At 75.0% G+C, this 12,644-nt stretch carries 9 protein-coding genes and 2 pseudogenes; 6 read left to right on the top strand and 5 right to left on the bottom strand.

What is annotated here, in order from left to right; genetic code table 11:
* The 3 genes and pseudogenes from ABD296_RS37600 to ABD296_RS37590 all read right to left on the bottom strand — a co-directional run.
* A pseudogene (locus ABD296_RS37600) lies at positions 1-336 on the bottom strand (enoyl-CoA hydratase-related protein); the annotation flags it as partial.
* Between the two features lie 55 nt (positions 337-391).
* Positions 392-709 (bottom strand): annotated as a pseudogene (locus ABD296_RS50710) (enoyl-CoA hydratase-related protein); the annotation flags it as partial.
* Positions 710-835: 126 nt separating this feature from the next.
* A complete protein-coding gene (locus tag ABD296_RS37590; RefSeq protein WP_344278860.1) occupies positions 836-1,480 on the bottom strand; it encodes a class II aldolase/adducin family protein in 645 nt (214 codons plus the stop codon).
* Between the two features lie 72 nt (positions 1,481-1,552).
* On the opposite strand from ABD296_RS37590, the gene ABD296_RS37585 reads away from it, so the two are divergent.
* Positions 1,553-2,473, top strand: coding sequence for a carbohydrate kinase family protein (locus ABD296_RS37585; RefSeq protein WP_344278857.1), 921 nt, complete (start codon positions 1,553-1,555; stop codon positions 2,471-2,473).
* A 52-nt stretch (positions 2,474-2,525) separates the two neighbouring features.
* Here the strand turns inward: ABD296_RS37585 and ABD296_RS37580 are convergent, their stop codons facing one another.
* Both ABD296_RS37580 and ABD296_RS37575 read right to left on the bottom strand, forming a co-directional pair.
* Positions 2,526-4,067, bottom strand: coding sequence for an AMP-binding protein (locus ABD296_RS37580; protein ID WP_344278854.1), 1,542 nt, complete (start codon positions 4,065-4,067; stop codon positions 2,526-2,528).
* A gap of 147 nt (positions 4,068-4,214) precedes the next feature.
* Positions 4,215-4,853 carry an ACT domain-containing protein gene (locus ABD296_RS37575; RefSeq protein WP_344278851.1) on the bottom strand — a complete coding sequence of 213 codons (639 nt, stop codon included), beginning with the start codon at positions 4,851-4,853 and terminating at the stop codon, positions 4,215-4,217.
* A 181-nt stretch (positions 4,854-5,034) separates the two neighbouring features.
* On the opposite strand from ABD296_RS37575, the gene ABD296_RS37570 reads away from it, so the two are divergent.
* The 5 genes from ABD296_RS37570 to ABD296_RS37550 all read left to right on the top strand — a co-directional run.
* Positions 5,035-5,877: a nucleotide exchange factor GrpE gene (locus ABD296_RS37570; RefSeq protein ID WP_344278848.1), complete on the top strand. Its 843-nt coding sequence runs from the start codon at positions 5,035-5,037 to the stop codon at positions 5,875-5,877.
* Positions 5,878-5,884: 7 nt separating this feature from the next.
* Positions 5,885-7,468, top strand: coding sequence for an Hsp70 family protein (locus ABD296_RS37565; RefSeq protein ID WP_344278845.1), 1,584 nt, complete (start codon positions 5,885-5,887; stop codon positions 7,466-7,468).
* 13 nt (positions 7,469-7,481) lie between these two features.
* The gene (locus ABD296_RS37560) at positions 7,482-10,130 is read left to right on the top strand and encodes a hypothetical protein (protein ID WP_344278842.1); all 2,649 of its coding nucleotides are present in this window, start codon (positions 7,482-7,484) and stop codon (positions 10,128-10,130) included.
* Complete coding sequence (locus tag ABD296_RS37555) at positions 10,130-11,386, top strand: TRAFAC clade GTPase domain-containing protein (protein WP_344278839.1); 1,257 nt, start codon at positions 10,130-10,132, stop codon at positions 11,384-11,386. The genes ABD296_RS37560 and ABD296_RS37555 overlap by 1 nt, the downstream gene beginning before the upstream one ends.
* Positions 11,383-12,644: GAP1-N2 domain-containing protein (locus ABD296_RS37550; protein ID WP_455363871.1), on the top strand; the 1,262-nt coding region annotated here is incomplete at its 3' end. The genes ABD296_RS37555 and ABD296_RS37550, both read left to right, overlap by 4 nt.

Below are 12,644 nucleotides of genomic sequence, written 5' to 3'. Positions count from 1 at the left end.
TCAGTCCTTGAAGTCGGGCGGGCGGTTCTGCCTGCGGGCCGCGATGGCCTCGTCGAAGTTCTGCGTGGTGAGCCGGACGTACAGCTGCCCGAGGCCCTCCTGGCCCATGTGCGCCTCGAGGCTCGACGCGTCGAGGCCGGACCACAGCGACCGCTTGGTCAGCTCGACGCCAGGACGGCTGAACGCGGCGATCCGCTCGGCGAGGTCGTAGGACGCGTCGAGCAGTTTGTCGCCGGGGACGGTGCGGGAGACCAGGCCGATCCGCTCGGCCTCGGCGGCATCCACGTCCCGGCCCGACAGCATGATCTCGAACGCGCGGGACGCGCCGATCGCGCGGCAGCAGGTAGCTGAGGCCGAGTTCGCTCGCGGTCAGCCCGTTGTTGATCCCGGCGGCGCGGAACAGCGCGGTCTCCGAGGCCAGCCGGATGTCGGCGGCCAGGCCGAGGCACAGGCCGCCGCCGATCGCCGGTCCGTTGATCGCCGCGATGACCGGCTGGTGGACGCGGCGCATCGCGCGGACGACGTCGTCCAGCAGCTCCATCGAGCGCAGCGCGATCGTCGACAGCGTCAGCCCCTCGATGCCCGGGAGCGCGCCCGGCGACTCCAGGTCGGCGCCGGAGCAGAAGCCGCGCCCGGCGCCGGTGATGACGACGGCGCGGGTGTCGTTGTCGCGGCTCACCTCTTCGAGGGCCTCGCGGAAGGGGACCATGACGTCGAACGCCATCGCGTTCATCCGCTCGGGCCGGTTGAGGGTGATGAGCGTGACGTGCGGGCGCGGCTTGTCGATCAGGACGAACGGCAACGGGACCTCCCAGGTGACCTAGCAAGCGCTAGGTTACACAGGCGGGAACTCCGGCGGCGTGAGGCCTCGCTCGACCACCTTCGCCAGCTGCTCGTCGGTCAGGATCCGCGGCTCGCCGATCATCTTCGCCCGCACGTAGACGCCGCACAGCCACTCCAGCAGCCGCGCGTTCTCGAACGCCTCGTCCAGGTCGCGGCCGATCGTGACGCCGCCGTGGTTGGCCATGAGCGCGGCGCGCTTGCCGCCCTCCATCGCGACCCGGACGTTCTCGGCCAGCTCCGGCGTCCCGTACGTGGCGTACTCGGCGACCCTCACCACGCCGCCCAGCAACAGCGTGTTGTAGTGGATCGGCGGCAGCTCGGTCATGGTCGTCGCCACGACCGCCCCGTACGTCGAATGCGTGTGGACGACCGCCGCCGCGGGCGTCTCGCGGTACAGCGCGAGGTGCATCGGGGTCTCCGACGAGGGGGCCCGATCGCCGTCCACGAGCCGGGCGTCCAGGTTCACGACCGGGCAGTCCTCCGGCCGCATCCGGTCGAGCATCATCCCGCCCGGCGTCACCGCGACCAGGTCCCCCGACCGGACGCTGACGTTCCCGGACGCGCCGGTCACCAGGCCCGTCTCGGCCAGCCTGCGGCCCACCGCGCACAGCGCGCGGCGCTCGTCCTCCAGCAACATGCGAATCCCTCTCACGTTCTAGGCCCTGCCCGTCGTACGCTACGGCCCTGACGATCACGAGGGAGACCCGGCATGGCAACAGTGGTCACGGTCGGAGCGCACATCCTGGACGTGCTGGCCCGCCCCGTCGAGGGCATCCCCGACGGCCAGGACACCGTGGTCGTCGACCAGATCAGGGTGACCGCCGCCGGCGCCGCCGCCGGGACCGCCGTCGCCCTCGCGAGGCTGGGCGACCGGGTGGTCTCGGTCGGCGCGATCGGCGACGACGACCTCGGCGACCTGCTCGTGACGATCATGACCCGGAACGGGGTCGACGTGACCGGGCTCGTCCGCCGCACCGCCGAGCAGACCAGCGCGTCGATCCTGCCGATCCGCCCGGACGGAGGCCGGCCGAGCTTCCACGTCCCCGGCGCGAACCTCACCCTCACCGCGAGCGCGGTCGAGCCCGGCCTGCTCGCCGCCGCGAACGCCGTCCACCTCGGCGGCCCGGACGTCACGTTCGGGCTGAACGACCCGGAGTTCTTCGCCGCGCTCGACGCGGCCCGCGCGTCCGGCACGGTCGTCACGATGGACCTGCTGTCCAACATGCCCGACCTGGTGCGGGGCGCCGCCACGTTCCTCCCCCACGTCGACCACTTCCTGCCCAACGAGGAGCAGGCCGCCGCGATGACGGGCGAGGACGACCCGGAGAAGGCCGCCCGCGCCCTGCTCGCCGAGGGGCCGGCCACGATCGTCGTCACGCTCGGCGCGGAGGGCAGCCTCGTCGCCACCGCCGACGGCGTGCACCGGCTGCCCGCCCTGCCGGTCGAGGTCGTCGACACCACCGGCTGCGGCGACGCCTACTGCGCCGGGTTCATCACCGCCCTCGGCCGGGGCGAGGACGTCCTGGAGGCCGCCCGCTGGGGCACCGCCGCCGCCGCGACCGTCGCCCAGGGCCTCGGCTCCGACGCCGGCCTGACCGACCTCGACACCGTCCTCGCCCTCCTTCGTTGAGTTGCGGCGAGTCGTCGTTATGCGGCCCGCCATAACGACGACTCGCCGCAACTCAACGGGCGTTCTGCCAGTAGGGGTCGCGGAGGAGGCGCTTGTAGAGCTTGCCGGTGGGGGTGCGCGGCATCGCGTCGACGAAGTCGACCGAGCGCGGGGCCTTGTAGCCGGCGAGCGACGCGCGGACGTGCTCGACCAGCTCGGCGGCGAGCGCGCCGGACGGCTCGGCGCCGTCGGCGAGTTCGACGGCGGCCTTCACCTGCTCGCCGAACTCCTCGTCCGGGACGCCGAACACCGCCACGTCCCGGACGGCCGGATGGGTGATCAGCACGCCCTCGATCTCGGCCGGGTAGATGTTCACCCCGCCGCTGATGATCATGTCGATGACCCGGTCGGCGAGGAACAGGTAGCCGTCCTCGTCGAGGTATCCGGCGTCGCCGGTGGTGAACAGCCCGTTCGCGCGGTGCACCGAGCGGGTCTTCTCCTCGTCGCCCCAGTACTCCACGTCGTCGCCGCTGGCGTAGCGGAACCAGATCTGGCCGCGCTCCCCCGGCGCGGCGGGCTCGCCGTCCTCGCGCAGGATGTGCACCTCGGTGGTGGGCAGCGGGCGGCCGACGCTGCCGGGCCGCTCCAGCCACTCGGAGGCGGTGATGACGCTGTTCACCGACGCCTCGGTGGAGCCGTAGTACTCGTGCACGATCGGGCCGAACCAGTCGATCATGCGGCGCTTGACGTCCGGGGAGCAGGGCGCGGCGCCGTGCCAGACGACCTTCAGGCTGGAGCCGCCGAACGCCTTGCGGGCCGCCTCGTCCAGCCGCAGCAGCCGGACGAACTGGGTCGGCACCAGGTGCACGTTCGTGATCGCGTGCTCGTCGATGAGCCGCAGCGTCTCGGCGGCGTCGAAACCCCGGCGCATCACCACCGACCGGCCGCCGAGCAGGAACACGTGCGACCACAGCCACTGCGCCGAGTGGTAGGCGGGGCCGACCAGGAGGGTGCGGCCGTGCTCGGGGATCTGCAGGACGCCCGCCATGAGGTCGCCGAGCAGCCTGGCGTTCTCGATCGGCCCGCCGGCGTCGGTGAGCTTGCGGGTGACGCCCTTGGGGCGGCCGGTGGTGCCGGAGGTGTAGAACATCGGCAGCCCGGTGGACGGGTCGGAGACCTCCTCCCGGGCGCCCGTCGCGAGGAAGTCCTCGTAGGGGGCGAACCCGTCGACCGGGCCGCCGAAGGCGATCCGCGCGGTGAGGCCGAGACCGTCGGACGCCTCCCGCGCGACGTCCCCGAAGGCGTCCTCGGAGAACAGCACGCGGGCCTTGGCGTCCTGGAGGACATAGCGCAGCTCGTCGGCGGTCCAGTGCCAGTTGACCAGGACGTAGCGCAGGCCGGTGTGGCCGGCGGCGCACATCGCCTCGAAGAACTCGCGGCGGTTGCCGGAGTGGATCGCGATGACGTCGCCGGTGGCGAGCCCCAGGCCGCGCAGCGCGTTCGCCAGCCGGTCGGTCCTGGCGTCCAGCTCCCGCCAGGTGGTGGTGCCGCGTTCGTCGGTCAGCGCGGGCTCGTCCGGCCGGGCGTCGGCGTGCGGGCGGAGCAGTTCGGCCATCGGTCGCCTCCTGGAACGTGACAAATCCTAGAATGCGACTCTAGAACTACCTCGACCGGGACGCCAGGGCCTGCCGGAACACCGGAGCCTGCCGGAACACCAGGGCCTGCCGGGGACACCGGGGCCCGCCGGGACACCGGGGCCTCCTCACGACGTCCGCACGACGTCGGTGGCCAGCACCGCCTCCGCCGCGTCCACCAGCTGCTCCAGCCGCAGCACCTCCGTCCGGTGGAAGGGCGGCGCCCCCGTCCGCGCGACGACGATCGCGGCGCGGCCCGCCGACAGCGGGCAGACCGCGTACTCGGTGCCGTCCGGCGCGGTGAAGGCGCGGGGCCGCAGCGGCGGCAGCACCGGCAGCTCGGTGCCCACCATCCCGCCGACGCTGGCGTGCACCAGCACCGCGGAGTCCTGCTCCCCCAGCTCGGCGAGCCCCGCCCAGTCGGCACTGAGGATGCCCGGGACGGCGTCGGCCAGCGTCGCGGCCCCGCGCTCGGGCAGCGCCGCGATCTGGCCGATCACGGCGGCGTCGGGGAACGCGCCCTGCGGCTCGACCGTCGGCCAGATGCCGAAGATCTCGACACCGGGCACCGAACCGAGCCCGTCGCGCAGCCGCTCGACGCCGGCCCCCGCGGGCCACAGGACGGTGAAATCGTCCAGCGCCCGCCCGTTGTCGCGTTCCAATACCGCCATCTGGACGACGTCGGCGCCCGCGGCGCCCAGCGTGCGCGCCACCTGCCCCAGCGAGCCCGGGCGGTCGGGCAGCCGGACACGGATCCGCAGCAACATCGCCACCTCCTTCTCCATGGGTCTCGCCCAGCTTCCGCGAGACGCGTTTCTCACGTGTTACCCATCCGTGTCGACGCGAAGAAGTCGGTGCTGGAATGGCGGGGAGGCGTCAAACTAGAGTCCAATGAAGGTCAACCGCAGGCCTATCGCCTCTGCCTCCTCATCATTAAGGTGACTGCACGTGTCGAGCGACGGGGATCGCACAGTCAACGCCGGGGCCGAAACGGGCACGGACGACGCGACGGCGCCGGTGGTGGACGGCGCCGCCGCGGCCACAGAAGGCACGGAGGTCACAGAGGTCACGCAGGTCACGGCAGCGCCGGAGCCGGAGCCCGGGGGCGACGGCCGCGCCGCGTTCGAGGCCGAGGTCAGGGAGGCCCTGGCGGGGCTGACCGCGCGGCTGGACCGCGAGCACGAGCGCGCCGCGCACCGGGAGGCCGTCATCGACCGGCTGCACGAGGAGAACCAGCGGCTGCGGCGCGGGGAGCTGCAGGCGATGCTGGAGCCCGTCCGCACCGCGCTGTACCGGCTGCACGACCAGGCCCGCCGCGAGGCGTGCCGGCTGGCGGAGCCGGGGCTCGCCGAGCCGCCCGACCCGGTCCGCACCGCCGGGCTGTTCGGCGCCGTCGCCGACGACGTGGCCGACGCGCTGGCCCGGCTGGGCGCCGAGCGGTTCACCGCCCGGCCCGGCGAGCCGTACGACGCGTCCCGGCACCGGCCCGTCGCCGTCGCCGCGGTCGCCGACCCGTCCCGCGACGGCACGGTGACCGAGGTCCAGGCGGACGGCTTCGAGCAGGGCGGCAGGGTGCTGCGCAAGGCGGCCGTCACCGTGGGCCGGCTCGACCGGAAGGCGAACGGGACCGCGGACGCGCAGGAGGACGCGCACCTGGAGGGGAGGACGGCGGGCGGCGCCCCGGACGACACCGCGCGCGGCACCGCGCCCGCCGTCAGGGCCGGGTCGGGCCGCCACCGCGCGGCCGGGCCCGGCGAGACGACGAACAACCGACTCGGCACCGATGGGTGAGAGGGACATGGCTGTCTACGGGATCGACCTGGGAACCACGTACTCCTGCATTGCCTCGATCGACGACGTGGGGCGGCCGGCGGTCCTGCGGAACCTGGAGGGCACCGACACCACGCCGTCGGTGGTGTACTTCGAGAGCGGCGAGAACGTCGTCGTCGGCGCGACCGCGAAGGACACCGCGGTGCTGGAGCCCGACAACGTCGTCAGCCTGATCAAGCGGGACATGGGCCGGGACGTGACGCGCCCGATCCACGGGATCGACTTCACGCCCGAGGAGCTGTCGGCGTTCATCCTGCTGAAGCTGGCGACGGACGCGCGCACGACGACCGGCGAGGAGGCCCGCGACGTCGTCATCACCGTCCCGGCCTACTTCGGCGCGGCCGAGCGGGACGCGACCCGCAAGGCGGGCCGGATCGCGGGGCTGAACGTCATCGACATCGTGTCCGAGCCGATCGCCGCCGCGATCACCTACGGGGTGCTGAACCCCGACGCCGACCGGACGATCCTGGTGTACGACCTCGGCGGCGGCACGTTCGACACGACCGTCATCGCGCTGCGCGGCGGGCACATCGAGGTGATCTGCACCGACGGCGACCACGAGCTCGGCGGCGCCGACTGGGACGCGCGGCTGGTGGAGTACCTGGCGGAGCGGTTCGGCGCGGAGCACCCCGACGCGGGCGACCCGCTGGACGACAAGCAGACCGAGCAGCAGCTGCGCCGGGACGCCGAGGACGCCAAGAAGGCGCTGACCACCCGCACCGCGCACACCGTCCGGGTGATGCACGCCGGGCGGGTCGCGGCGATCGAGGTGACGCGGGAGAAGCTGGAGGAGCTCACCAAGGACCTCCTCGACCGCACCGTGGAGATCACCGGGCGGACGCTGTCGACGGCCGCCGAGAAGGGCGTGCACGACTACGACGACCTGGTGCTGGTCGGCGGGTCGACGAAGATGCCGGTGGTGGCGGCGCGGCTGGAGACCGAGCTCGGGCTGTCGCCCCGCCTGCAGGACCCGGACCTCGCCGTCGCCAAGGGCGCCGCGCTGTACGCGTTCGAGGAGACCTACCGGCGGCTGATGCGCGAGGGCGACGCCGAGCGCGCCGAGGAGATGGCGAGCCGCGCCGGGCTGTCGGCCGAGCAGCAGAAGCAGATCGCGGGGCGGCAGATCCGCACGGTCGCCTCGCACGCGTTCGGGATCGTGGTGGTCGACCGCGACTCCGGCGCCGAGCACGTCGCGCACCTGGTGCACGCCAACGACGAGCTGCCCGCGGCCCGCACCGAGGACTTCTTCACCGTCTACGACGACCAGACCTCCGCCGACGTCCGGGTGATGGAGCAGGCGGGCAGCGTCGAGTCCGCCGAGCTGATCGACAACACCGAGATCGCGACCGGGGAGATCCGCGTCCCGCCGGGCAAGAAGGCGGGCTGGCCGATCGGGGTGACGTTCACGCTCGACTCGTCGGGGCTGCTGAACGTGACCGCGGTGGAGAAGGAGTCCGGCGAGCGGCTGGAGCTGAAGGTGGACGTCGGGGGGATGTCGGAGGAGGAGGTCGAGCGCTCCCGCAAGGCCCTCTCCCGCGTCCAGGTGAGCTGATCCGGCGCCTTCGGTGACGTTCGACGAGGAGTACCGGCGGGAGGTGCTGGAGCCGGCGCGGGCCGCGGGCGACCAGCCGCCCGAGGACCTGCGCGTCCGGTACGCGCTGGCCGACCCGCTGACGGCGCCGGGCGTCGAGGCGCGGGTGAAGCAGGTGCGCCAGTGCTGGCGGCGGGCGCGCGGCCAGCTGAAGTACCGCCGGCTGATCGACCGGCTGGAGGCCGAGCACCGGGAGCTGGCGCCGCTGTTCACCGCCGCCGGGCGCGGCGACATGCGCGCGCTCCAGCAGCGCCTGGCGGGCGGCCGGGAGCGCACGGAGCGGCGCCGCGCCCAGGCCCGCGCCGGGCTGGCGGACGCCGCCGGGTTCCTGCGGATGGCGACGCCCGCCGAGGTCGACGCGATCGCCCGGACGGGCGGGATAGCGCGGTCGGAGCTGGAGGCGCTGGCCGCCGCCGAGGGCATCGCCGTGCTGGAGCCGGACGCGCTGCCGTCCGCCGCGCCCTACCCGGCGTACCGGAAGGTGCGCGAGTCGCTGGGCGTGCTGGGCAAGCGGCACCTGGCCGACTTCCTGTTCGGGGCGCGGATCGCCGGCCCGATGCGGGTGCTGGACGGTTTCGCCGCGCCCGCGACGCCGGGCGCGCCCGGCGCGACGGCGATGCGCGGCGGGCTGCTGCGGCTCGACGCGGACGCGGTCGCCGCCGCCGACGACGAGTGGGCGCGCCGCAGCCGCGACACCAGCACCACGCACGCCGGGACGATCCTGGCGGCGCAGCGGTCGGGCGCCGACCTCACCGAACTCGTCCGGTACGACATCGTGGACCGGCTGCGGGAGCGGTTCCGGCAGCGCGCGTCCGAGCGGGCGCTGCTGCGGTACGCGACCGAGGACCTCGGCGTCCACGCCGAGGACGCGCGGCGGCTGGTGTTCGCGGTGGTCCGGGAGACGGCCGCGGGCGGCGGCCTGGCCGGGCGGCTGCGCGCGCTGCTGGACGCGGGCGAGGTGTACGCGGCGTCGGAGCTGGCCGACGCGTCCGGGGTCCCGGGCACCACCGAGAGCGAACCGTCGGAGGAGGAGGTGCTCGCCGCCGAGGCGCGGCACCGCCTCGACACGGCGCTGCGGCTGCGCGAGACCGCCGCCGCCGATCCCGACCCGGACCGGGCGTGGCGGCTGCTCGCCGACGCGCTGCGCCTCGTCCGCGACCTGCCCGGCGCCCGCGACCACCAGCGCCGGCTGCCGCCGCGTCCCGTCCCGGCACTGCACGCGGACGTCGACCCGGACGGCACCGGAGTGCGGCTGTCGTGGGAGGTGTCGCCGTCGACCGCCGGCGAGGTCGGCTACCAGCTGGTGCGGCGGGCGGGACGGCCGCCGCGCGGAGCCGGTGACGGCGAGGCGATCGCCGGTGACCGCGACGAGCGGCCGCCGGTGAACGTGCCGCTGTACTACGGCGCCGTCGCGGTGCGTGGTGAGGCCGCCGCTCCGCCGGCCGTGGCGGGGCCGGTCGTTGTGCGGCCGGAGCCGCGCGAGGTGGAGCTGCTGTCCGGGGACGGGCAGGTCACCGGCCGGTGGCGGTGCCCGCCCGAGGCGGCGCGCGTCGTCGTCGTCCGCGACGGGACACTGGTCGAGGCGGGCCGCGAGGGGTTCCGCGAGCGGGTCCCGAACGGCCGCACCCACCACTACCGGGTCAGCGCGGTCTACCTGGACGGGGCGGGGCGGGAGGTCGCCACGCCGGGCGTGCGGGCGTCGGTGACGCCGAGCGCGCCGCCCGAGCCGGTGTACGAGCTGGACGCCGAGCCCGATCCGTCCGACCCGGGCGTGCTGCGGGTGCGGTTCGCGCCGCCCGCGCACGGGACGGTGGAGCTGGTGCTGTCGGCCGGTCCGCCGCCGTGGCCGCGCAGCGCGCTGGTCCCGGTGGAGGAGGTGCGGCGCGAGACGCGGCGGCTCGCGGGCACGCCGACGGCGGGCGGGCTCGCGGTGCGGCCCGGCGCGGGCGGCTGGCTGCTGGCCGTCACGGTCGCCGAGGGCACCGCCGCGATCGGCGCCTACCACCGGCACGTGAACCTGCCGCCGCCGCGCCGCCTCGTCGCCGAGCGGCGCGGCGACCACGTGCACGTCGGGTTCGACTGGCCGCCGGACGTCGCGGAGGTCGACCTGGTGTACCGGGTCGGCCGCGACCCGCTCCGCTCGTCCGGGTCCGAGGGGACGCGGCGCGAGACCGTCACGCGCGCCGCCTACGACACGCAGGGCGGCGTCCGGCTGCCCGTCCCCGAGGACGAGCCGGTCGAGCTGACGGTGACGGCGGCCGGCACCGTCGGCGGGACTCGCGTGACCGGCCCGGCGGTGACGGCGGAGGTCGAGGCGCGCACCGTCGTCCGCTACGACCTGGAGCGGTCGGGTCCGCCGTGGCGGCGGTCGCTGACGCTCCGGTTCACCTGCGCGCGGCCGCTGCGGGTGGCGCGGCTGTCGCTGGTACTGCGGCGCGGCCGGGTGATGCCGCACCGCGCGGGCGACGGCGAGACGCTCGGCACATGGGAGCATGTGCCGGTGCCGGGCGAGTTGTCGGTGGCCGTTCCGCGCGCTTCCGGGCCGTATTGGCTGCGCTGCTTCGCCGATGATGATGTCATCGAACTCACCGATCCCCCGATCCGCCGACTCCAGGTCCCGTGATGACCAGACCCCTCGCCCGGCTGCCCGGCGCGTCCGCGCGGCTCTTCCCGCGGCAGGGCGTCACCTGCCCGTACTGCTTCGCGTCCGTCGCGCCGCAGCGCATCCTGTTCCGCTGCCGCGGGCAGGCCGGGCGGCGGCAGGGCTGCGCGCCCGTCCTGGACGAGGAACTGGCCGCCTACACGGGGTCGACGGCGGGCGCGTCGCTGCCGCCGGTGTTCATCGCGCCGGGGCGCAAGGGCCGCGCCGACTGCCCCGCGTGCGGGGTGCCGACCGGGAACCGGGCGTGCCCGGAATGCCATAACCCGCTGCCGTCGGCGTACTGCGACTCCCCCGGCCGCATCGTCGCGCTGGTCGGCGCGAAGAACGCCGGCAAGAGCACCTACATCGCGGTGCTGCTGCACGAGCTGATGAACCGCGTCGGCACGGAACTGGACGCCTCGCTCGTGGCGTGCGACGACCGGACCATCGAGCGCTACAAGCGCGACTTCGCGCGCCCGCTGCTGGAGGAGCGGCGGCTGCTGCCCACGACCGCGAGCGCCGCCACCGGCCCGCGCGAGCCGCTGGTGTACCTGCTGACGCGGACGCGGGCCGGCCGGTTTCTGCAGGGCCGGTTCGCGCGGGCGCGCAACGACTCGCTCGCGCTGGTGCTGTTCGACACCGCCGGCGAGGACCTGCGCAGCCGCGAGGTCACCGACCTGCACCTGCGCTACCTGGAGGCGGCGGACGCGATCATCTTCCTCGTCGATCCGCTGGAACTGCCCGGTGCGCGGTCCGGGATCTCCGACACCGTGCCCGAGCCCCGTTCCGGCGACGATCCCGACAGCGAGCCGCTGAACATCATCGCGCGGGTCACCGACGCGTTGCGGCAGCGGCACGGCACCCGTCCGGGCGAGCCGCTGCCGGTGCCGGTCGCGGTCGCGCTCACCAAGATCGACGCGCTGCGTCCCGACCTGCTGCGGCAGTCGGCGCTGCGGCGGTCCCCGTCCGGCGCGGGCGTGCTCGACCTGGACGACCGCGACGCCGTGAACGAGCAGGTCCGGGCACTGCTGCACGACTGGCAGGCCGGACAGCTCGACACCTACCTCGGGCAGCAGTACGCCGACCACGCGCTGTTCGGGCTGTCGGCGCTCGGCGGCGTCCCCGAGGACGGACGGGTCGGCGCCGGCGGCGTCCGCCCCCACCGCGCCGAGGACCCGCTGCTGTGGCTGCTGTACCGGTTCGGGATGCTCGACGGCGTCCGGCCGGGAGGTTCGTGACCGTGGCGTGGCAGCTGCACTACACCTCCGCGCGGCGCGGGCCGACCGGCCGCGCCGGGTTCCAGTTCGTCGCCGAGACGCCCGGCCTGCCCGACGGGGTGCGCGCCGCCGTCACGCCGTACATGTCGTACCGCCCGCCGCCGGACGCGCCGCTGTCCCCCGACGACGCGGAGCTGAGCGGGTTCCCCGTCTCGCTGCTGTACGACCGGGTGGACGGCCGTCCGCTGCTGCTGCGCTGCCGCTACCTGGGCCGCGACTACTCCGGCCGGTACGGCAACTTCTTCGCGCACGCGGTGGTGGCCGAGCCCGAGGAGCTGGAGGGGCTGCGCCCTGCCGAGCTGTGGCACGCGCCGCTGTGGACGCCTCTGCCGGGCGACGCCGACCTCGGCGAACTGGACGATCTCGCGCCGGGCGCCGCGCTCGACCCCGACTCGCTCGCCGCGTGGCTCGCGGTGTCCGGGCCGTCCGACGCGTACGGGACCCTGGCGCGGCTGGTCGACGCGGTCACCGGCGTCCTCGGCCGCGGCCACGGCCGGGTGGTGCTGGTCGCCGCCGACGTCGAGCTGATCGCGCGCTGGATCGCGGTGGTGTCGTACTCGCTGCCGGTCGCGGCGGCGGCGCGGCTGTCGTTCGTCACCTACACCGCCGATCCCGACGGCGCCGCCCAGCGGCTGGTCGGCACCACGCCCGACGTGTGGGCCGCTGTGCGGCACCACGCGTCGCACGCGCTGGCCGTCGACCTGCACACCGGCCTCACGGGCACGGACGGGACGTCCCGCTTCGCCCGCGCCATCGCGGCGTGCTGGCGGGACGCCGACTTCCCCGCCCTCGACGCCCTCGGCGAGTTGGCGCTTCCGGACGGTGCCGCGCCGCCCGACCCGGCCGTCCTGGAGGGCGCCGCGGCCCTGCTGGCGCTGTGCCGGCGCGACGCGCCCGTCACGGCGGACGAGGAGGGCGCGGCGGCGGCGCTGCTGGCGCGGCCCGGCGTCCAGGTCCCGGAGTGGGTCTGGCGGGACCTCGGGCCGGGCGTCGCCTCCCTGGGGCTGGAGCTGGCACTCGCCGTCCACGCGCGGGCCCTGTCCGCGGGCGCGACCGGGGTCGCGCGCGACTGCGCGGCGCGGATCGCGCTGCTCGCCCTGTCGGACCCGGCCGCCCGCGACCGGATGCCCGAGCTGCCGGAACGCGCCGGCGAGCTGGAGCCGCGCGTGTCGCAGGCGCTCGCGGGCGCGCCGGACCTCGCGGAGGTCGCGGCCGTGGC

The organism is Actinomadura napierensis (genome assembly GCF_039529375.1).
Lineage (GTDB): Bacteria > Actinomycetota > Actinomycetes > Streptosporangiales > Streptosporangiaceae > Spirillospora > Spirillospora napierensis.
This window is presented reverse-complemented; position numbering and strand designations above follow the sequence as displayed.

Excerpts from the sequence above, each read along its gene's own strand:
- ABD296_RS37555 (WP_344278839.1), top strand. The coding sequence starts at position 10,130 with ATGACCAGACCCCTCGCCCGGCTGCCCGGCGCGTCCGCGCGGCTCTTC.
- ABD296_RS37590 (WP_344278860.1), bottom strand. The coding sequence starts at position 1,480 with ATGTTGCTGGAGGACGAGCGCCGCGCGCTGTGCGCGGTGGGCCGCAGG.
- ABD296_RS37575 (WP_344278851.1), bottom strand. The coding sequence starts at position 4,853 with ATGTTGCTGCGGATCCGTGTCCGGCTGCCCGACCGCCCGGGCTCGCTG.
- ABD296_RS37580 (WP_344278854.1), bottom strand. The coding sequence starts at position 4,067 with ATGGCCGAACTGCTCCGCCCGCACGCCGACGCCCGGCCGGACGAGCCC.
- ABD296_RS37585 (WP_344278857.1), top strand. The coding sequence starts at position 1,553 with ATGGCAACAGTGGTCACGGTCGGAGCGCACATCCTGGACGTGCTGGCC.
- ABD296_RS37565 (WP_344278845.1), top strand. The coding sequence starts at position 5,885 with ATGGCTGTCTACGGGATCGACCTGGGAACCACGTACTCCTGCATTGCC.